17 protein-coding genes and 1 pseudogene are annotated in these 18,565 nt (G+C 71.8%); 8 read left to right on the forward strand and 10 right to left on the reverse strand.

Annotated features, from left to right (window positions below):
* Positions 1-55: 55 nt before the first annotated feature.
* Positions 56-1,522 carry a D-alanyl-D-alanine carboxypeptidase/D-alanyl-D-alanine-endopeptidase gene (gene dacB, locus ACIBJC_RS27610; protein ID WP_399296935.1) on the reverse strand — a complete coding sequence of 489 codons (1,467 nt, stop codon included), beginning with the start codon at positions 1,520-1,522 and terminating at the stop codon, positions 56-58.
* Positions 1,523-1,682: 160 nt separating this feature from the next.
* Here dacB and ACIBJC_RS27615 point away from each other — a divergent pair, with 160 nt between their 5' ends.
* Together ACIBJC_RS27615 and ACIBJC_RS27620 are read left to right on the forward strand one after the other, a co-directional pair.
* Positions 1,683-2,177, forward strand: a complete 495-nt coding sequence (locus tag ACIBJC_RS27615; protein WP_003968257.1) for an inorganic diphosphatase — start codon at positions 1,683-1,685, stop codon at positions 2,175-2,177.
* 325 nt (positions 2,178-2,502) lie between these two features.
* Positions 2,503-4,194: a threonine/serine exporter ThrE family protein gene (locus ACIBJC_RS27620; RefSeq protein ID WP_399297325.1), complete on the forward strand. Its 1,692-nt coding sequence runs from the start codon at positions 2,503-2,505 to the stop codon at positions 4,192-4,194.
* 274 nt (positions 4,195-4,468) lie between these two features.
* Here the strand turns inward: ACIBJC_RS27620 and ACIBJC_RS27625 are convergent.
* Positions 4,469-5,206: pseudogene (locus ACIBJC_RS27625) on the reverse strand (DedA family protein); the annotation flags it as partial.
* 217 nt (positions 5,207-5,423) lie between these two features.
* On the opposite strand from ACIBJC_RS27625, the gene ACIBJC_RS27630 reads away from it, so the two are divergent.
* Positions 5,424-6,818 (forward strand): ion channel protein, encoded by a 1,395-nt coding sequence (locus tag ACIBJC_RS27630; RefSeq protein WP_399296937.1) that lies wholly within the window; start codon positions 5,424-5,426, stop codon positions 6,816-6,818.
* Positions 6,819-6,920: 102 nt separating this feature from the next.
* Positions 6,921-8,357 carry a glutamate decarboxylase gene (locus ACIBJC_RS27635; protein ID WP_399296939.1) on the forward strand — a complete coding sequence of 479 codons (1,437 nt, stop codon included), beginning with the start codon at positions 6,921-6,923 and terminating at the stop codon, positions 8,355-8,357.
* 78 nt (positions 8,358-8,435) lie between these two features.
* Here the strand turns inward: ACIBJC_RS27635 and ACIBJC_RS27640 are convergent, their stop codons facing one another.
* The 3 genes from ACIBJC_RS27640 to ACIBJC_RS27650 all read right to left on the reverse strand — a co-directional run bounded on the left by ACIBJC_RS27640 (position 8,436) and on the right by ACIBJC_RS27650 (position 11,599).
* Positions 8,436-9,101 carry a PadR family transcriptional regulator gene (locus ACIBJC_RS27640; RefSeq protein ID WP_399296941.1) on the reverse strand — a complete coding sequence of 222 codons (666 nt, stop codon included), beginning with the start codon at positions 9,099-9,101 and terminating at the stop codon, positions 8,436-8,438.
* Positions 9,102-9,180: 79 nt separating this feature from the next.
* Entirely contained in the window at positions 9,181-10,647 is a 1,467-nt protein-coding gene (locus ACIBJC_RS27645) for an aldehyde dehydrogenase family protein (protein WP_399296943.1), read from the reverse strand.
* Between the two features lie 70 nt (positions 10,648-10,717).
* On the reverse strand, positions 10,718-11,599 hold the full coding sequence (locus tag ACIBJC_RS27650) for a helix-turn-helix domain-containing protein (RefSeq protein WP_399296945.1): 882 nt from the start codon (positions 11,597-11,599) through the stop codon (positions 10,718-10,720).
* Between the two features lie 318 nt (positions 11,600-11,917).
* Here ACIBJC_RS27650 and ACIBJC_RS27655 point away from each other — a divergent pair, with 318 nt between their 5' ends.
* Positions 11,918-12,475: an ATP-binding protein gene (locus ACIBJC_RS27655; protein WP_399296947.1), complete on the forward strand. Its 558-nt coding sequence runs from the start codon at positions 11,918-11,920 to the stop codon at positions 12,473-12,475.
* A gap of 219 nt (positions 12,476-12,694) precedes the next feature.
* On the opposite strand, the gene ACIBJC_RS27660 is transcribed toward ACIBJC_RS27655, so the two are convergent.
* The 4 genes from ACIBJC_RS27660 to rpmG all read right to left on the reverse strand — a co-directional run bounded on the left by ACIBJC_RS27660 (position 12,695) and on the right by rpmG (position 14,992).
* Positions 12,695-12,937 (reverse strand): DUF397 domain-containing protein, encoded by a 243-nt coding sequence (locus ACIBJC_RS27660; protein ID WP_329822219.1) that lies wholly within the window; start codon positions 12,935-12,937, stop codon positions 12,695-12,697.
* A gap of 326 nt (positions 12,938-13,263) precedes the next feature.
* Positions 13,264-14,502: a CobW family GTP-binding protein gene (locus ACIBJC_RS27665; protein WP_399296949.1), complete on the reverse strand. Its 1,239-nt coding sequence runs from the start codon at positions 14,500-14,502 to the stop codon at positions 13,264-13,266.
* Positions 14,502-14,768 (reverse strand): type B 50S ribosomal protein L31, encoded by a 267-nt coding sequence (locus ACIBJC_RS27670; protein WP_399296951.1) that lies wholly within the window; start codon positions 14,766-14,768, stop codon positions 14,502-14,504. The genes ACIBJC_RS27665 and ACIBJC_RS27670 overlap by 1 nt, the downstream gene beginning before the upstream one ends.
* A 59-nt stretch (positions 14,769-14,827) precedes the next feature.
* Positions 14,828-14,992, reverse strand: a complete 165-nt coding sequence (gene rpmG / locus ACIBJC_RS27675) for a 50S ribosomal protein L33 (RefSeq protein ID WP_329822222.1) — start codon at positions 14,990-14,992, stop codon at positions 14,828-14,830.
* Between the two features lie 67 nt (positions 14,993-15,059).
* Here rpmG and rpmB point away from each other — a divergent pair, with 67 nt between their 5' ends.
* The 3 genes from rpmB to ACIBJC_RS27690 are packed head-to-tail and all read left to right on the forward strand — an operon-like array spanning position 15,060 to position 16,175.
* On the forward strand, positions 15,060-15,296 hold the full coding sequence (gene rpmB / locus ACIBJC_RS27680) for a 50S ribosomal protein L28 (RefSeq protein ID WP_399297327.1): 237 nt from the start codon (positions 15,060-15,062) through the stop codon (positions 15,294-15,296).
* Positions 15,296-15,601 carry a 30S ribosomal protein S14 gene (gene rpsN, locus ACIBJC_RS27685; RefSeq protein WP_399296954.1) on the forward strand — a complete coding sequence of 102 codons (306 nt, stop codon included), beginning with the start codon at positions 15,296-15,298 and terminating at the stop codon, positions 15,599-15,601. Before rpmB ends, rpsN begins: the two co-directional genes overlap by 1 nt.
* A 55-nt stretch (positions 15,602-15,656) precedes the next feature.
* The gene (locus tag ACIBJC_RS27690) at positions 15,657-16,175 is read left to right on the forward strand and encodes a hypothetical protein (protein ID WP_399296956.1); all 519 of its coding nucleotides are present in this window, start codon (positions 15,657-15,659) and stop codon (positions 16,173-16,175) included.
* A gap of 73 nt (positions 16,176-16,248) precedes the next feature.
* Here the strand turns inward: ACIBJC_RS27690 and ACIBJC_RS27695 are convergent, their stop codons facing one another.
* Positions 16,249-18,540 (reverse strand): FUSC family protein, encoded by a 2,292-nt coding sequence (locus ACIBJC_RS27695; protein ID WP_399296958.1) that lies wholly within the window; start codon positions 18,538-18,540, stop codon positions 16,249-16,251.
* Positions 18,541-18,565 lie beyond the last annotated feature (25 nt).

Here is an 18,565-nt window from a genome sequence, read left to right on the forward strand (position 1 = left end):
TCGGCCCGGGGTGCGGTGAGGTGTGGGGCGCCCGGTTCTTCCCTTGGTTCGTCCCCTAGGGGATGGCCGAGCCCCTGGCCGGGAGCGGCGCCGGGGGCGGTGCGGAGGGCGTACGCGGGACCAGTGCGGCGGAGAGCGCGTCCAGGGCCGTCCGGGCGGTGTCGGGGGCTTTCGTCGCACCGGCCAGGAACGCGAAGGCGAGGAGCCGTCCCTCGCCGTCGACGACGGTGCCGGCCAGGGCGTCCACACCGGTGAGCGTGCCGGTCTTGGCCCGGATGAGCCCGGCGGCGGGCGGGGTGCCCCCGTACCGGCCCCTGAGGGTGCCGGTGAACCCGGCGACGGGCAGGCCGGTGAGGACGGGGCGCAGTTCCGGGCGGTCCGGGTCGGCGGCGCGGGTCAGCAGGGCGGTCAGCAGGGCGGCGCTGGCCTTGTCCTTGCGGTTGAGTCCGCTGCCGTCGGCGAACCGCGTCCCCTTGAGGGGCAGTCGGAGCTTGGTGAGTTCCGCGCCGACGGCCCGGCCCGCGCCCGCGAAGCTCGCCGGTTCGCCCGCGGCGATCGCGGTCTGCCGGGCGAGGGACTCCGCGATGTCGTTGTCGCTCTCGGTCAGCGCGCGCTCGACCAGGTCGGCCAGGGGCGCGGAGTAGGTGCGCGCGAGCGGTTCCGCGCCTTTGGCGGGCTTGCCGGCCGCAGGGGGCCGCGCGGTGCGTACGCCGCGTTCGCGCAGCAGATGGGCGAAGGTACGGGCGGCGTCGCCCGCGGGGTTGCCGCTGCGCGGCGCGGGACCGGTCGTGGACTTGTCGAGCCGCCCCTGTCCGGCCATCAGGGGGACCACGGGGGCGATGTTGTCGTTGGGGCCGATGGGGTGTTCCCGGGGGCCCGAGTAGAGGGAGGTGTCGTAGTGCAGCTCGACCTTGGTGATGCCGCTGTCGCGGAGCGCGCGGGCGGTGTCGCCGGCCAGGGCGCCCAGCCGCTTCCGGTCGAGGGTGGCGTCCCCGCCGCCGACCAGGGTGAGCTTCCGCTGGTCCGGGGTGGCCATGACGGTGGTGGCGATGCGGTGGTCGGGGCCGAGCGCGGAGAGCGCGGCGACCATCGTCGCGATCTTGACGGTGGAGGCCGGGGTCATCGGGGTGGCGGCGCCCTTGCCGTACAGGACCTCGCCGGTGGCCGTGTCGACGACGGACGCCGTACGGGAGGGGCCGAGCGCGTCCGCGTCGAGCAGCTTGCCGAGCGTCCGGCCGAGATCGGCGGGGGGCGCCCCGCCGGGTTCGGCCCGGGTACGCGTGGTGTCCGCGGCGGCGAGCGCGCTGAGCACCCCGGCGGCGCTGGGGGCGGGCGCGGGCGTGCGCGGCGCGGACGGATCGTGATGTGCGCCACCCGCGCGGTTCTGCGCGACCGCCCACTCCCTCTCGGCCTTACGCTGACCGGAGTCCCACGGGCCCGCCGTCACCACCGCCACGGCGGCGAGGGCGAGGCCGAGCGCGGCGGAACCCGCCGTGACCTGCCACGCTTTCGGCTCAACCACGGCTGACCAGCCCCTTTCGCGATCACACTGCTGCGTGGGGGACACTTAACCACTGCGCCTTGCCCCGAGCATGGCACCCCGGCCAGTAACGGCCTGTCAGGTCGGGGGCCGACAACGGCAGCATCACCCGGACATTGTGTTGATCATGGAGGAGCCACCCGTGGAGTTCGACGTCACCATCGAGATCCCTAAGGGTTCGCGGAACAAGTACGAGGTGGACCACGAGACCGGTCGGATCCGCCTTGACCGTCGTCTCTTCACCTCGACCAGCTACCCCGCGGACTACGGATTCGTCGAGAACACCCTGGGCGAGGACGGCGACCCGCTGGACGCGCTGGTCATCCTGGACGAGCCGACCTTCCCCGGGTGTCTCATCAAGTGCCGCGCCATCGGCATGTTCCGGATGACGGACGAGGCCGGCGGCGACGACAAGCTGCTGTGCGTCCCGGCCTCCGACCCCCGGGTGGAGCACCTGCGCGACATCCACCACGTCTCGGAGTTCGACCGCCTGGAGATCCAGCACTTCTTCGAGGTCTACAAGGACCTGGAGCCCGGCAAGTCCGTCGAGGGCGCCGACTGGGTCGGCCGCGCCGAGGCCGAGGCCGAGATCGAGGCCTCGTACAAGCGCCTTGAGGCGCAGGGCGGCGCGCACTGACGCGCGCCTCAACCGTGTGACCGGCGGACGGCCGCCGGGCGGACGACGGGCGGCGTACCCCTCGTGGGTGCGCCGCCCGTCCGCGTGTGCCCACCCCTTTCCCGTGCACATACTGAGCGGACGGCGGACGGCGGACGGCGGACGGCGGACCCGGACGGGACGTGGATGGCGGACCCGGACCGCGGACGGCGGACGTGACGGTTCGTACGCCGGAGACCGTATGCCGGGACATACGGCACGGCGACGAGCGGTACGACGACGAGCGGGTACGAGACAGCAGCGATACGACGAAGAGCGGTTACGACAGGGAGTGAGGACGCAGACCGTGGTGGCCGAGCCGGACGGGTCCGAGGACCGAAAGCCTCCGTCGGACGAGGCACGCAGCGCCTTCACCCCACCGCTCGGGGTGGAACAGCCGCCGCTCCCCGAGGACGACCATCCGACGTCGGAGTTCGCGCTCCCCGACGGGACCAGCACGGAGCCGCCGCCCGAGCCCGAGGGCTCGGCCTTCGATCTGCCGGACGGCGCCCGCGTACTGCCGGGGACCGGACTGGGGGCGGGCGCCGGAGCGAGCTCGGCGTTCACGCCGGCGCACGGCATCCCGCGGCTGGCGCTGAGCAAGGAGGCGCCCTGGCAGGACCGGATGCGGACGCTGCTGCGGATGCCGGTCGGGGACCGTCCCGTACCGGACATAGTGCAGCGCCACGACGACCAGGGGCCCGCCGTCCCGCGCGTCCTGGACCTGACGCTGCGCATCGGCGAGCTGCTGCTCGCGGGCGGCGAGGGCGCCGAGGACGTCGAGGCCGCGATGTTCGCGGTGAGCCGGGCGTACGGGCTCGACCGCTGCGAGCCGACCGTCACCTTCACCCTGCTGTCGATCTCCCATCAGCCGTCGCTGGTCGACGACCCGGTGACGGCCAGCAGGACGGTACGGAGGCGGGGCACCGACTACACGCGACTGTCCGCCGTCTACACGCTCATCGACGACATCACCACCGAGGACACGGACACCACGCTGGAGGAGGCGTACCGGCGGCTCGCGGAGATCCGCCGTAACCGGCACCCGTACCCCGGCTGGGCGCTGACCGCGGCGAGCGGGCTGCTGGCCGGTTCGGCCTCGGTGCTGGTCGGCGGCAGCGTGCTGGTGTTCGTGGTCGCGGCGCTCGGCGCGATGCTGGGCGACCGGCTGGCGTGGCTCTGCGCGGGGCGCGGGCTGCCGGAGTTCTACCAGTTCGTGGTGGCGGCGATGCCGCCCGCCGCGATGGGGGTGGCGCTGACGCTGCTGGGGCCGCACCTGTCCTGGGAGGGCCGCCCCTCGGCGGTGATCACCGGTGGGCTCTTCGCGCTGCTGCCGGGGCGGGCGCTGGTGGCCGGGGTGCAGGACGGTCTGACGGGGTACTACATCACGGCGGGTGCGCGGCTGCTGGAGGTCATGTACTTCTTCATCGCGATCGTCGTCGGTGTGCTGATCGTGCTCTACCTGGGGGTCCAGCTCCACGCCGAGCTGAACCCGGAGGCGGCGCTGCACGCGGACGTACGGCCGGTGGCGCAGACCCTGGCGGCGGTGACGCTGAGTCTCGCTTTCGCGATACTGCTTCAGCAGGAACGTTCCACCGTGCTGATGGTGTCGCTCAACGGCGGCGTCGCCTGGGTCGTCTACGCGGCGATGCACGACATCGGCAGGATCTCGCCGGTGGCCTCCACGGCCGTCGCTGCGGGGGTGGTGGGCCTGTTCGGTCAGCTCTTCTCGCGCTACCAGTTCGCGTCGGCGCTGCCGTACGTCACGGCGGCGATCGGGCCGCTGCTGCCGGGTTCCGCGACGTACTTCGGGCTGCTGGGCTTCGCGCAGAACGAGCTGGACCGCGGGCTCGCCTATCTCTCCCAGGCGGTGGCGCTGGCGCTGGCGATCGCGGTGGGGGTGAACCTCGGAGGGGAGATCTGCCGGCTGTTCCTCAAGGTGCCCGGCTCGGGACGGGCGTCGAGCCGCCGCGCGGCCAAGCGGACGCGCGGCTTCTGACGGGTACGGCGGTACGAGCCGTGCGACCCGGTACGAGCCGGTACGAGCCGGTACGAGCCGGTACGAGCCGGTACGAGCCGTACGAGCGGTACGACCCGGCTGCCGGGACCGCGGTACTGCTTCGGGGTCAGCGCTTGGCGTGACGGCCGCGACCGCCGCCGGGGCCGTCGGGGTTGCCGCCGGGCGCCTGGTAGCCGCCCGGGGCCTGGTAGGGCCCGGGAGCCTCGTGGGCGCCGTCCTGGCCCGAGGCGCCGGTGATCTTCGGGAACCGCATCGTCTCCGCGCCCGGCGTCCCGGGGGCGGGGGCGCCCTGCGCTCCGTACCCCTCCATGGCGGCCGTACCGGGGCCGACCAGGCCGTCGTCGACGGCGGGGGCGGACGCGGCCCCCTTCTTCGACTTGGAGCGCGCCCGCAGGACCTCGATCACGATCGGCAGCACCGAGATCACCACGATCAGGATGAGGATCATCTCGATGTGCTCGTGCACGAAGGCGATCTTGCCGAGCGCCGCGCCCAGCAGCGTGACGCCCGCACCCCAGAGGATGCCGCCGATGATGTTGAAGGTGATGAACGAGCGGTAGTTCATCCGGCTCACACCGGCGATGATCGGCGTGAACGTACGGACGACGGGCACGAAGCGCGCGAGGACCAGCGACTTGGGGCCGTACTTCTCGAAGAAGTCGTGTGCCTTCTCCACGTTCTCCTGCTTGAAGAGCTTGGAGTCCGGCCGCTTGAAGAGCGCGGGTCCGACCTTGCGGCCGAAGAGATATCCGACCTGGTCACCGGCGATCGCGGCGAGCACGATCAGCCCGCAGACCATCCAGAGCGGGGTCTTCAGCGTGCCGGCGGTGACCAGCAGGCCCGTGGTGAAGAGCAGCGAGTCACCGGGCAGGAAGAAGCCGATGAGAAGACCGGACTCGGCAAAGACGATCACCAGGACACCGATCAGCCCGAAGGTCCCGATCAGATAGTCCGGGTCCAGCCAGCTTGGTCCGAGCGCAAGGGTGGTCACGGTTTCCGGACTCCTGAGTCTTTGGTCGGTCGATCGTCGAATCGGCGTGGTCGGCCGCGCACAAGCTATCAACGGCCGGACGCCCCTCCAGGTTCCACCCGCCCTCCGGCACCTGCGCTCGGGATGCACACCGGGCAGAGGGGGACAAAGCTGTGCGTGACACGGGACCGCACGGGTCCGGGACGCGAAACAGAGGGCGGAGAGGGCGGTACGCGCGATGGGCATCGGGCGCATGGCCAAGGGCACCCCGTCCGAACCCGAACCCGACCACAGCCCCGGCTCCGATCCCGACCACGGCTCCGGCTCCGACCACAGCTCCGACCCCGGCCACGGCTCCGGCCGAGGCACCCTCCCCGCCCCGCCCGCCTCCCTCTCCGCCCGCGCCCTGCTGCCCCTGGTCGTGCCCTCCCTGGTGATCGGGGTGGTCTCGGCGCTGGTGCTGCTCGGGGTGAGCGAGGCCGCCGAGCAGCTCAAGAAGGTGCTCTGGGGGACGCTGCCCGACGCCCTCGGCATCGGGCCGTACTCGGCGCTCTGGACGATCGTGATGCTCACGGCGACCGGACTGGCGGTGGGGATCGTCGTACGGCAGGTGTACGGGCACGCCGGCCCCGACCCGGCGACCACCGGGCTGGTCGACGCCCCGATGGCGCCCGGGATCGTGCCGGGGCTGCTGGTCGTCACGGGGCTCGCGCTGGCCGGCGGGGTCAGCCTCGGCCCGGAGAACCCGATCACCGCCGCCAACATCGCCCTGGCCTACTGGCTCGGCCGCAAGGCGGCGCCGCGCGCCCCGGCCGCGCTCTGGATCTCCCTGGGCGCGGCGGGCACCATCGGGGCGCTCTTCGGCACCCCCGTGGCCGCCGCCCTGATCCTCACGGAGACGCTGGCAGCGCGGCCGGGTCCCGGATCGCTCTGGGACAAACTGTTCGGCCCGCTGGTCGCGGCCGGCGCGGGCGGGCTGACCACCGTACTGATCGCGCGTCCGACCTTCGACCTGGATCTGCCGCCGTACTCGGAGACCCACTGGAGCGACCTCCTGGCCGCGCTGGTGATCGCCCCGCTGGCCGCGGCGCTGGGCATGGCGGCGGTGCGGGCCTTCCCGTACGTCCACGCCCTCTTCCGGCGGATCGGGCACCCCGTGCTCGCCCTGACCGCCGGCGGGCTGGTGCTGGGGCTGCTGGGGGCGCTCGGCGGGCCTCTCACGCTCTTCAAGGGGCTGGACGAGGTGAAGACCCTGGCGAGCGACCCGGACGGCTGGTCGGCCGGTTCGTTCGCGCTGATGACGGTGGTGAAGCTGGCCGCCCTGGTCACCGCCGCCGCCTGCGGCTTCCGGGGCGGCCGGATCTTCCCCGCCGTCTTCGTCGGGGCCGCGCTCGGCCTGTGCGCGCACGCCCTCGTCCCGGCCGTCCACCCCACCGTGGGGGTGGTCTGCGGCGTGCTGGGGCTGCTGCTCGCCGTCACCCGGCAGGGCTGGCTGAGCCTGTTCACGGCGGCGGTCATGGTCTCCGACGTCACCGTGCTGCCGCTGCTCTGCGTGGCCGTGCTCCCCGCCTGGCTGCTGGTCACCGGCCGCCCGCAGATGCAGCTCCACGAGGACGGCACGTCGTTGCGGTGACGCCGAGCCACCTCCGTACCACCCGGCGGGCGGTACGCGGCTTTCATCCGTATTCTCGCGGAGGGGGCCGTCCGCACGTACCCACCCCGAGGAGATCCGCCGATGCCACTCCACCAAGGCGCGGACAGGGCAGCCGACGTACCCGAGGAGGACCGCGCCGAACTGCGGCGGCTGTCGCTCAACCCCTTCTACGGGGAGGCGGATCCGGTCAGCGAGATGACGTCGGCGCCGCCCACCCAGCGCCTTCCCGAAGGACCGACCCCGCCGCACACCGCCTATCAGCTCGTCCACGACGAGCTGATGCTCGACGGCAACTCACGGCTCAACCTGGCGACCTTCGTCACCACCTGGATGGAGCCGCAGGCCGGGGTGCTGATGGCGGAGTGCCAGGACAAGAACATGATCGACAAGGACGAGTACCCGCGCACCGCCGAACTGGAGCGGCGCTGCGTGGCGATGCTCGCCGACCTGTGGAACGCCCCGGATCCGGCGACCGCCGTCGGCTGCTCGACCACCGGGTCCAGCGAGGCGTGCATGCTCGCCGGGCTGGCGCTCAAGCGCCGCTGGGCCAAGCGGAACGCGGCGCGCTATCCGGCGACCGCCCGGCCCAATCTGGTCATGGGCATCAACGTCCAGGTCTGCTGGGAGAAGTTCTGCGCCTTCTGGGAGGTGGAGGCGCGCCTCGTCCCCATGGAGGGCGACCGCTTCCACCTCGACCCGCAGGCCGCCGCCGACCTCTGCGACGAGGACACCATCGGGGTCGTGGCCGTCCTGGGCTCCACCTTCGACGGCTCGTACGAACCGGTCGCCGAGCTGTGCGCGGTGCTGGACGCGCTCCAGGAGCGTACGGGGCTCGATGTCCCCGTCCATGTCGACGGGGCGTCGGGCGCCATGATCGCGCCCTTCCTCGACGAGGACCTCGTCTGGGACTTCCGGCTGCCGCGCGTCTCCTCCATCAACACCTCGGGCCACAAGTACGGGCTGGTGTACCCGGGCGTCGGCTGGGCGCTGTGGCGGTCGCCCGCCGAACTCCCCGAAGAGCTGGTCTTCCGCGTCAACTACCTGGGCGGCGACATGCCCACCTTCGCGCTGAACTTCTCCCGGCCGGGCGCCCAGGTCGTCGCGCAGTACTACACCTTCCTGCGGCTCGGCAGGGACGGCTACCGCGCCGTCCAGCAGACCGCGCGGGACATCGCCACGACCCTCTCCGTGCGCATCGAGCGGCTGGGCGGCTTCCGGCTGCTCACCCGTGGGGACCAACTGCCCGTGTTCGCCTTCACCACCGCCTCCGATGTGACGAACTTCGATGTCTTCGACGTCTCGCGGCGGCTGCGCGAACACGGCTGGCTGGTGCCCGCCTACACCTTCCCCGCCCACCGCGAGGACCTGTCCGTCCTGCGGGTGGTCTGCCGCAACGGCTTCTCGGCGGACCTGGCCGCGATGCTGGTGGCCGACCTGAAGCGGGTACTGCCCGAACTGCGCGCCCAGGAGCGCCCCATGGACCGCGACCCGTCGGCCGCCACCGCCTTCCACCACTGAACGGCGCGGTACGCGCTCAGCCGCCGAGCACGTACCGCGGGCGTGGCCGGCCCCGGCGTCCCGATGGGCCGCACTTGATCAGTGGCGGTCCCCGTCGTCGGGAACACCCGTCGCGTACGGGTCCTCAACACCTGTCGCGTACGGGTTCTCCTCGCCCGCGCCGAGCACCCCCACAAAGGGCTCGCCCTCCCCCGCGAAGGCGTACGCCCCGCCCTCGATTCGCTCGATCAGGCCCCGCGTCCACTCCGCGCCCGAGTCCGCCGAGTGGACCCAGAAGTTCATGATCTCGCCGATGTGACCGAGCTGCTCGGGGCCCTCCTCCGGCACATAGGTCTCGGTCACCGCCGCCCGCCACGTCTCGATCGCGCGGACGCGCTCCTTCAGCAGCTCGACCACCTCGGCGCGCGGCAGGTCGAGCATGCAGCCGAGCCCGGCCGACAGGATGTCCATCTTCTGGTCGTACGAGGTCAGCGCGGCGCGCAGCAGCGTGAAGTACTCCGCCTGGCCGGCGTCCGTGATCTCGTACTCCGTCCGCGGCGGCCCGCCCGCCGTACTCGGCGCGACCTCGTGCGCGAGCAGGACGCCCTGCTTCGCCAGTTGCTTCAGCGCGTGGTAGATCGAGCCCGGCTTGGCGTTGGACCACTCGTGCGCGCCCCAGTACTCCAGGTCGTTGCGGACCTGATAGCCGTGGGCCCGCCCGTGCTGACGGACCGCGGCGAGCACGAGCAAACGGATCGCTGACATGGGGCCAGGTTATGACCCCGGGGTGCCGCGCCCCCGGCGGGCCCGCGCCGTCACCGCGCGGGGGCCCCGCGAGGGCGGCTCAGAGGTGGTACTCCGTACGGCCGTGCTGCACCGAGATCCACTTCTGGGTGGTGAACGCCTCCACCGTCGAGTCCCCGTTGAGCCTGCCGAGCCCCGAGGACTTCTCCCCGCCGAAGGCGACCATCGGATCGTCCTGCACGGTCGAGCCGTTGACGTGCATCATGCCCGTGACGACCCGCTGCGCGAAGGAGACGCCCCGCTCCACGTTCGCCGTGTGCACGGCGCCGCTCAGCCCGTACGGGGTGTTGTTGGCGATCCGTACCGCCTCCTCCTCCCCGTCGAACGGGATCAGCAGCGCCACCGGACCGAAGATCTCCTGCTCCAGCAGCGTCGAGTCGTCCGGCAGCCCGGTCAGCACCGTCGGCTCCACGAGATTGCCCCGCGTGCGCCCCCGTACGAGCGCCGTCGCGCCCTCCGCGAGGGCCTGGTCGACCAGCGCCGTCAGGGCGTCCGCCTGGAAGGTGTTGATCACCGGGCCGATCTGGGTCTCCGGATCGCGCGGGTCGCCGGTCCTGAGCGCCGACACCCGTGCCACGAACTTCTCGGTGAACGCCGCCTCGACGCTGCGGTCCACCAGGATCCGGTTGGCGGCCATACAGACCTGGCCCTGGTAGGAGAACCGGCTGGCGACCGCCGCGTCCACCGCGTGGTCGAGACCGGCCTCGTCCAGGTCGTCGAGGACGACGAGGGCGCTGTTGCCGCTCAGTTCGAGCACCGTCCGCTTGAAGTGACCGGCAGCGACGGCGCTGATGTGGCGGCCCACCCGGTCCGAGCCCGCGAACGAGATCACCCTCGGGACGGGGTGCTCGATCAGCGCGTCACCGATCTCCGCGATGTCCGTCACGAGGACGTTGAGCAGTCCGGCCGGCAGCTCCGCGTCCTCGAAGAGCTTGGCCAGCAGACCGCCCCCGGTGACCGGCGCGTTCTGGTTCGGCTTGATCACGACGGCGTTGCCGAGCGCGAGCGCGGGCGCCACCGACCTGATCGTTATCAGGAAGGGGAAGTTGAAGGGGCTGATCACACCGACGACGCCCACCGGCAGCCGGTAGACGCGGTTCTCCCTGCCGTCGACCGGGGACGGCAGGATCCGGCCCTCCGGGCGCAGCGAGAGCTGGATCGCCTCGCGCAGGAACTCCCGGGCCGCGCTGACCTCGTACCGCGCCTTGAGACGGGTACCGCCCAGCTCGTCGACGATCGCCTCGACGATGTCGTCCTCGCGCTCCTCGACCAGTCTGAGCACCCGCTCGAAGACCGGCCTGCGCTGGTACGGGTTGGTCGCGGCCCACAGGCGCTGCGCGCGCTCGGCGGCGCGGTACGCCTCGTCGACCTCGCGGGCCGTCGCGACCGTGATGGCGGCGAGCTTCTCCCCGTTGTACGGGTTGAAGTCGATGATGTCCCACGAGCCGCTGCCGGTCCGCCACTCGCCGTCGATGTACTGGTGGGCCAGGTCGGTGAAGTAGGACATGCGATCCCTTACGGTGCGATCCCTTACGACGGGTGCGTACTCCTGATGCGATGTCATCGTACTGATGTCGTCAGATCAGTTGGAGCAGTCCGCGAAGGACATCGCGGCTCTCTTCGGGACCCGGGCTGTCCGACTGCAGTCGTTCCATCACCCGTTCGTACTGCGCGACCTCCTCGTTCTTGTCCAGATAGAGCGCGCTGGTGAGCTGCTCCAGGAAGACGACGTCGGAGAGGTCGGACTCGGGGAAGCTCAGCATGGTGAAGGCGCCGCTCTCGCCGGCGTGGCCGCCGAAGCTGAACGGCATCACCTGGAGCGTGATGTTCGGCTGCTCGGAGATCTCGATGAGGTGCTTGAGCTGCCCCTGCATGACGGCGCGGTCGCCGTAGGGCCGTCTCAGCGCCGCCTCGTCGAGTACGGCGTGGAAACGGGGCGCGCGTTCGGAGACGAGGGCCTTCTGCCGCTCCAGCCGGAGGGCGACCCGGCGCTCGACCTCGGCGCAGGGGGCGTCGGGCTGGCCACGGGTGACGACGGCGTGCGCGTACGCCTCGGTCTGGAGCAGCCCGTGCACGAACTGCACCTCGTAGATACGGATGAGGGAGGCGGCGCCTTCGAGACCGATGTACGTCTGGAACCAGCCGGGCAGCACATCGCCGAAGCTGTGCCACCATCCCGCGACATTGGCCTCCCGGGCGAGGCCGAGCAGGGCGGCGCGTTCGCCCTCTTCGGCGACTCCGTAGAGAGTCAGCAGGTCCTCGATGTCCCTGGCCTTGAAGCTCACCCGTCCCAACTCCATACGGCTGATCTTGGACTCGGATGCGCGGATCGAGTAGCCCGCTGCCTCACGTGTGATGCCGCGCGACTCGCGCAGGCGTCTCAGTTGTGAGCCCAGCAGGATGCGCCGCACCACGGAACCGCCCGATTCGGCTGCGGTCACGTCTCCAACCCTCCCCATCGCATGTGGTTCTCCTCGGAGTACCCCCGGAACTCCAAGTGCCGGATTCTGCCATCAAAACGCTTCGCCCCGTACTCATTCGATTACGGAAATAAGAAGGCTTTGCGGAGAGGGCGAAACTGGTCACAGGAAGAAATGGGCCAGAACCGGTACGGGAGTGGTGAAGGCGGGCGCGTGCACGTGCATCTGCCCTTGCATCTGCCGTACGCATTCGGAACCATGGGCCCCGCGCACCAGCGTGCTGGATCGTGTGTGACGCGTTGTGCAGCCTGAACCACCCGCAGTATCGCTACGGCCGCGAACCCCGGGAGTGCTCGCATGGGGATGAATGGATCGACCATGCTTGAGCCTTTAAGGCAAGGGCTTCCCCCGATCGATCCCGCAGGGGCTGCGGGCTCGGCCTCGTGCGCCCTGCCCGCCCGGTACGAGGCGGTGCGCGGGGCCCGGCAGTTCACCCGGACCACGCTCTCCCAGTGGGAGCTGAGCGAGCGGTTCGACGATGTCGCGCTGGTCGTCTCCGAACTGGTCACGAACGCGCTGCGGCACGCCCTGCCGGCCGACACCCCGCGCGAGCCGCACGAGCCCCCCGTACGCCTGCATCTGATGCGGTGGTCGTCACGGCTGGTGTGCGCGGTACGGGACCCCAGCGTCACGAGCCCGGCGACCCGGGAGACGGACGAGGACTGCGCGGCGGAGTCCGGCCGGGGGCTGTTCCTGGTGGAGTCGTTCAGCGACACCTGGGGGTGGCACCCGCTGGCCGGGTCGCTGCACGGCAAGGTGGTCTGGGCGCTGTTCCACCTGGCGGCCGACCGGACCGGCCGGGTCGACGACGGACCGGCCGACGGGTCGGTCGACGGGGCGATGACAGGGCGATGACAGGGCGCCCGGGTGCCGACCGGGCGCGAAGCGTGAGGGCCTGCCGACTGGCTGAAAAACGTCGTCGGTAGGCCCTTTTCCCTGAAGAACGCACCGATTGGTCTGGACCTTGTCCATGATTTTTCGGCCATGACGCAGCCAAATTTGGCGCGTTCTCATCGCACTGAGGTGCGATTTACCGTCGGCCAAGGGTGCGACCGTCGGTAACAAGCCATGCCTTCAGGCGCCCGCCACGAGATGGTCGAACTCGCCCGCCTTGGCGCCGATGAGCATCGACTCGATCTCGGCGAGGGTGTAGACGAGCGCGGGCCCGTCGGGGTGGCGTGAGTTGCGTACCGCCACGTCACCGCTCGGCAGCTTGGCGAACTCCACGCAGGACCCCTGGGAGTTGCTGTGCCTGCTCTTCTGCCAGACGACTCCGTGAAGCTCTGTGGCCGCTATGCCGTTGTACACGTGGTGCACAGGTCGCTCCCCGAGTTGCAAGGTGCAGGTGTCAACTGTCTCGGATCATAGCTGTGTTTCATGTGCCGATGCATGAGCAGATGCACGTGCACGCGGGGTGGTTCCTTGGTTACAGGTGCCCTTCCGGATACCCGCGCCCGCGTGCGGAGACGTGAATCCCCGCTCTACGGAAAGAGACGCGGAACAAGCCCCTGAGGATCCCTGTCGGGCCCAGTCTCCACATATTGGTCCAGTCCGCGACGACGGGGTCACGTCTGGCGGCTACCCCGGCGCGGACAGGCGACTCCCCCGGCCCGGGCACGAAGTGGCCGAACAGGGGCTGGACATCAGACCTCCAGGAAGGTGTCGAAGACGGGCGGCAGCCGCTTCCAGGCGGCGGGGCCCGCGCCGTACTCGGCGTCGGTCAGCAGACAGGAGTCGAGCAGCCGCTCGATCCCGTCGCGGTCCAGGGCGGGCGAGACGAAGACCAGGTGCTGGCAGCGGTCACCGTGGCGCGGGTCCCAGTCCAGCGCGGCGGCGGCCCGGCGCAGCGGCGGTACGCCCTCCCAGTCGGCGTCGGAGAGCGAAGCGAGCCAGGGCCCCGCGCTCTCCACGCAGAGCGCGCCGCCCGCGGCGTCCCAGGCCAGCAGGGTGTCGGGCCGGTCGGCGAGCCAGAACCTGCCGCGGCTGCGGGCCGCCCCGCAGCACAGCTCCTCCAGCGCCTCGTAGAGCCGGCCGGGGTGGAAGGGGCGGCGGCGGTGCCAGACGTACGTGGTGACGCCGCGGTCGTCGGCCTCCTGCGGCAGCAGGGCGCAGGCCGGGTGCTGACGGGCGGCGGCGGCCTCGACGTCGAAACCGGCGAGGGCCGCGGCGGCGAGCGCCCCGGAACCGTCGCGGGCGCCCCTGCCGGTGCCGGGGCCTGGGCCTGGGCCTGGGCCTGCGGCGGTGCCGGTGCCTGCGCCTGTGCCCTCGGCGCCTTCCTCGATCGCCACCTGCTGTGCGGTCGGATGCAGTTGGGCGAGGAGCGCCCGGTCCTCGTCGTCCGCCAGCGGGCTGTCGGCGAGGGCGAGCACCGGCGCGTACTCCATCTGCCGCGCCCAGGTGTCGGCGATCGTCCGCCGGTCCGAGGCCGCGGCGGCGAGCCCGGCGTCCGCGAGGTCGTCGCCGTTGCCGAGGTAGGGCAGCACCAGCGCCGGATCGACCGCCGTGATCACCGAGCTGACGACCAGCCCCTCCCCGTGGGCAGCCACGACCTCCGCCATCGCCCGGGGCTCGACGGAGTCCCAGAGTTCGACGATCGCGAGCCGGGTGAGCCCGGTGTCCGCGAGGCGCTCCAGCTCCGGTACGAGATCCTCGCGCAGGGCGCAGCAGGCACAGTCGTTGACCAGGGGCGCGTCCCCGTAGGACAGCGTCCCGGTGGCGTCGCGGACGGTCCGCAGGACCGTGCCGCGCCCGGCCGTCGACAGGTCGTGGTGGAGCGCGACGCTGCCGGGCACGGTGTCCAGCAGCCGCTGCACGGCGGCCCTGCGCGCGTCGCTGTGGAGTCCGCCGACGATCGCGACGGGCAGGTCGGCCCCGCCCGCCATCAGCGGGCCCCTGGACGGCCGCGACCGTAACGGCGCTCGAAGCGCTCGACCCGGCCTGCGGTGTCCATGACGCGGGCGGTGCCCGTGTAGAAGGGGTGGCTCGCCGAGGAGATCTCCACGTCGATCACGGGGTAGGTGGTGCCGTCTTCCCATACGACCGTTCTGCCGCCGACGGCGGCGGCGGTCGACCGGGTCAGGAAGGCGAAGCCGGCCGCCTTGTCGCGGAAGACGACGTGCCGGTACACGGGATGGATTCCGGGCTTCATCTCAGTCGGTCCTCATGTCGTGGTGGTGGTGAGCGTGCGGGGGCGAGGGCGAGGGCGCGTCAGCGCTCTTCGCGGAAGTCGACGTGCCGGCGCAGGAGCGGGTCGTACTTGCGCAGCGTCATGCGGTCGGGGTCGTTACGGCGGTTCTTGCGGGTGACGTACGTATAGCCGGTCCCCGCGGTGGAGCGGAGCTTGACGATCGGGCGGAGTTCGTTGCGGGCCATGGGGCTAGTATATGGAAATGATTCCCATTTCCAAACAGCTTGTTTCCCACGAGAGAGGGGTGTGACGTTGTCCGCCCACTGCCAGCTCACCGGGGCCAAGCCCGGCTTCGGCAACCAGATCTCCCACTCGCACCGGCGCACCTCCCGCCGCTTCGACCCCAACATCCAGCGCAAGCGGTACTGGCTCCCGAGCGAGGGCAGGCATGTCCGGCTCACGCTGAGCACGAAAGCGATCAGGACCTTCGACACCATCGGCATCGAGGCGGCCGTCGCCCGGATCCGTGCCCGCGGGGTGAAGGTCTGATGGCGAAGAAGAGCAAGATCGTCCGCAATGAGCGGCGCAAGCTGACCGTCGAGCGCCACGCCGTACGGCGGGCCGAACTGAAGGAGATCCTGCGGCACCCCGGCACCACCGCCGAGCAACGGATCGCGGCGGAGCGCGAGTTGCGGCGTCAGCCGCGCGACGCCAGCGCGACACGGGTGAGGAACCGTGACAGCGTGGACGGCCGGCCGCGCGGACACCTGCGGAAATTCGGCCTCTCCAGGGTCCGGCTGCGCGAACAGGCGCACGCCGGATTCCTTCCTGGCGTGCGCAAGTCGTCCTGGTAGCTTGGCGCGGTCTGGCCGACGGCCAGGTCCGACCACCGACCAGGGGGAGAAGAACGTGCAGAAGCTCGTACGGAACGGCGCCGCCGCGGCCGGTCTCGTCGTCGCGCTCTCACTCGCGCTCACAGGGTGCGGCAGCGACAGTGACGGCGGCGACTCGGGCAAGGACACCGGCGCCACCGCGCCGAGCGGTGACGCCTCGGGATCGGGCGCGGGCTCCGGCGTGGACGCCGCGAGCGTCGAGGGAACGTGGGCCGGGCTGACGGACGGCAAGTCGGTGGCGCTGGCCGTCTCCTCGGGGAAGGTCGCGCTCGTGGCCGCCGAGCACGTCTGCCAGGGCGCGGTGGAGGACATGAGCGGCGAGCCGATGCTCACGCTGAAGTGCGGCGACGGCAACACCGAGCGCACGATGGGCTCGATCGAGTCCAACGACGGCGAGACCCTGGTGATCTCCTGGACCGGCGGCAAGAAGGACACCCTGAAGAAGACCGAGGCCGGCTCGCTGCCGACCGGCCTTCCGACGGACCTTCCGACCGGCCTGCCCACGGATCTCCCGACGGACCTTCCGACCGGCTGACGTTCTCCGCCGGCCGTTGGTCCTCCGCCGGCTGACGTTCCTCCACCGCCCGCTGGTCACCGCGCCTGTCGCGTCAGGCCGACGGGCCCTGTTCCGGTGCGCGGGCCGCGGATCCCTTCGGGGGCCGCGGCCCGCCGCCGTTCCCGGCGCGGTCCTTGTCCACGCCTTCGCCCGCGCCTACATCCAGGGCCTCCGACAGTTCCTCCAGCGCTTCGAGGAGCAGGCCCGCCCCGCCCCGTACGACCTGGTCGGGGACGCCTTCGCCGTCCCAGCGCGCCAGTTCCTCGCGGACCGCGTCCCAGCGCGGAACGCGCCGTTCCCGTACGTCCTTCGCGCCCTGTTCCGTGGCTTCCCGCAGCGTCTCGGCGAGCCCTGCCGCCGCCGGTACGGGCGTGGCGCCGCGCTCCGGAAGGTGCGCCTCCATCAGCATCGCGACCCGGGCGAGCTGGGCGAGCGCGTGCTCCGCGTGGTCGGCGGCGGTACGTGACAGGCCCCGGTGCCGCACCGGTTCGTGCGTGGCCCGCTCCTCGGACGTGTGCCAGGCGACCCGCGCCGTACGGGTCGCGAGCAGGGTCTCGCGCACCTCGCGCGCGTCGGGGCCACCGCGGTCGCCGGGCCGCGCGTAGTGGCCCACGACCGCGGCGGCGTACCGCCCGTCCGCGAGCAGCCAGTCGGCGAGGCGGGCGCGCAGCCTCGGGGTCTCCCAGGCGGGGAAGACGGCGTACGCGATCATCGCGAGCAGCCCGCCGAGAAGGGTGAGCAGGGCCCGGTCCCGTACGGTCTGCGAGACCCCGGCCCCCGCCATGCCGAGCAGGAAGACGACATAGGCGGAGACGAAGATCTGGCTGATCGCGTAGCCGGTGCGCAGCAGCAGATACATCAGGCCCGCGCTGACGACGGCGAGCGCGGCGGAGACGTAACCGCCGGGATGGGCGGCCTGGACGATGCCGGTGGCCAGCGCGACCCCGACGAGGGTGCCGCCGAAGCGGGCCACGGAGCGGCCGTACGTCTGGAGGAAGTCGGGGCGCATCACCATGACGACGGTCATGGGCGCCCAGTAGCCGTGGCCCAGCGGCAACGCGGCGCCGAGGACATACCCCGCGCAGGTGACGGCCGTGACGCGTACGGCGTGCCGCAGGATCGGGGAGTCGCGGTGGAGTTCGCCCCGTATGTCGCGCAGGACGACGGGGAGAAGGCGCAGCAGACTGGGGCGGTCACGGTGGGTGGCCGGGCGGGACGCCGGGCGGACATCGTCGGGCGGGCCGGAATCCACGTCCGGTGTGCCGGTGTCCGTGTCCGTGTTGGTGTTCGTGACGGTGTCCCCGTCCCCGTCCGTGTCCCCGTCCGTGTCCGCGTTCACGCCCGTGTCCGTCGCGACGACGTCCGTCTCGACCACGTCGTCCAGCAGGTCGAGCAGCGAGACGAGCCGGGTGGCGGCGCGGTGGGCCGGGCCGGTGAGCAGCGTCTCCGTGTCGGGGGTCCGCAGAGCGGCGACCGCGGCGGGGGCGAGATGGACCGGCGTGCCGTGGCGGACGGCGCGCGCGGTGGAGTCCAGTACGGAACCGGCCGCGGCGAGGAGTTCCCGTACCCGGTCCCGCTCCGGGCCCTCCGCCTCGGCCCCCACCTCCGGATCGGCGAGCGAGGCGAGTACGGGCCTGATCCGCTCGGCGAGCCCGCGTGCGCCGTGCAGTTCGGCCGGGCGCCTGCGCGCCTGCCACGGGGTGACGGCGGCGGCGCTGCGGGCCGTCATCAGGGGTTCCGGGTCGAACGGGGCGGTCGGGTCGTGCCGCAGCCGGCGGGCGTAGTCGCCCAGCGCGGCGAGGGCGTCGGCGAGCGCGTCGCGCTGGAGCCCCCAGCGTCTGACGGGGAAGAGCACGATCATCCCGGCCTGGACGAGACCACCGGCGGCGATCACGGCCGCGTGGCCCGCGGCGGTCGCGACGGAGGTCGGGAGGGTGACCGTCACCAGCATGATCGCGACATTGGACGACGCGATCACCCCCGCGGTCGGCCCGGCCGTCCAGGCGAGCCCGGCGAGGAAGGTCCAGAGCGCGAGGAGGGCGAGGAACAGCGCGAAGTGGGCGCCGGTGAGGTAGCCGAGGAACGTGCTGACAGCGAGGCTCGCACCTGAGGCGAGCGCGAGCACCGGCCGGGGGCGCCAACTGCGCTGAAAGGTGGCGATCCCCGCCTGGAACGCGCCGAACGCGGCGCTGGCGGCGACGGTCGGTCCGAAGAGCGCGAGCGTGCCGCACACGACCACGGCGAGACCGGCGGCCCCGCGCAGCGCGACGAGCGGTTCGAGCCGCCGCCGCTCGATGCTGAACCCGGAACGGGCGGTCTCCTTCAACGCCCGGAGCCAGCTCATGGGGTGAGGGTAGCGATTTCTCCCG

This window comes from Streptomyces sp. NPDC050509 (genome assembly GCF_044457965.1).
Lineage (GTDB): Bacteria > Actinomycetota > Actinomycetes > Streptomycetales > Streptomycetaceae > Streptomyces.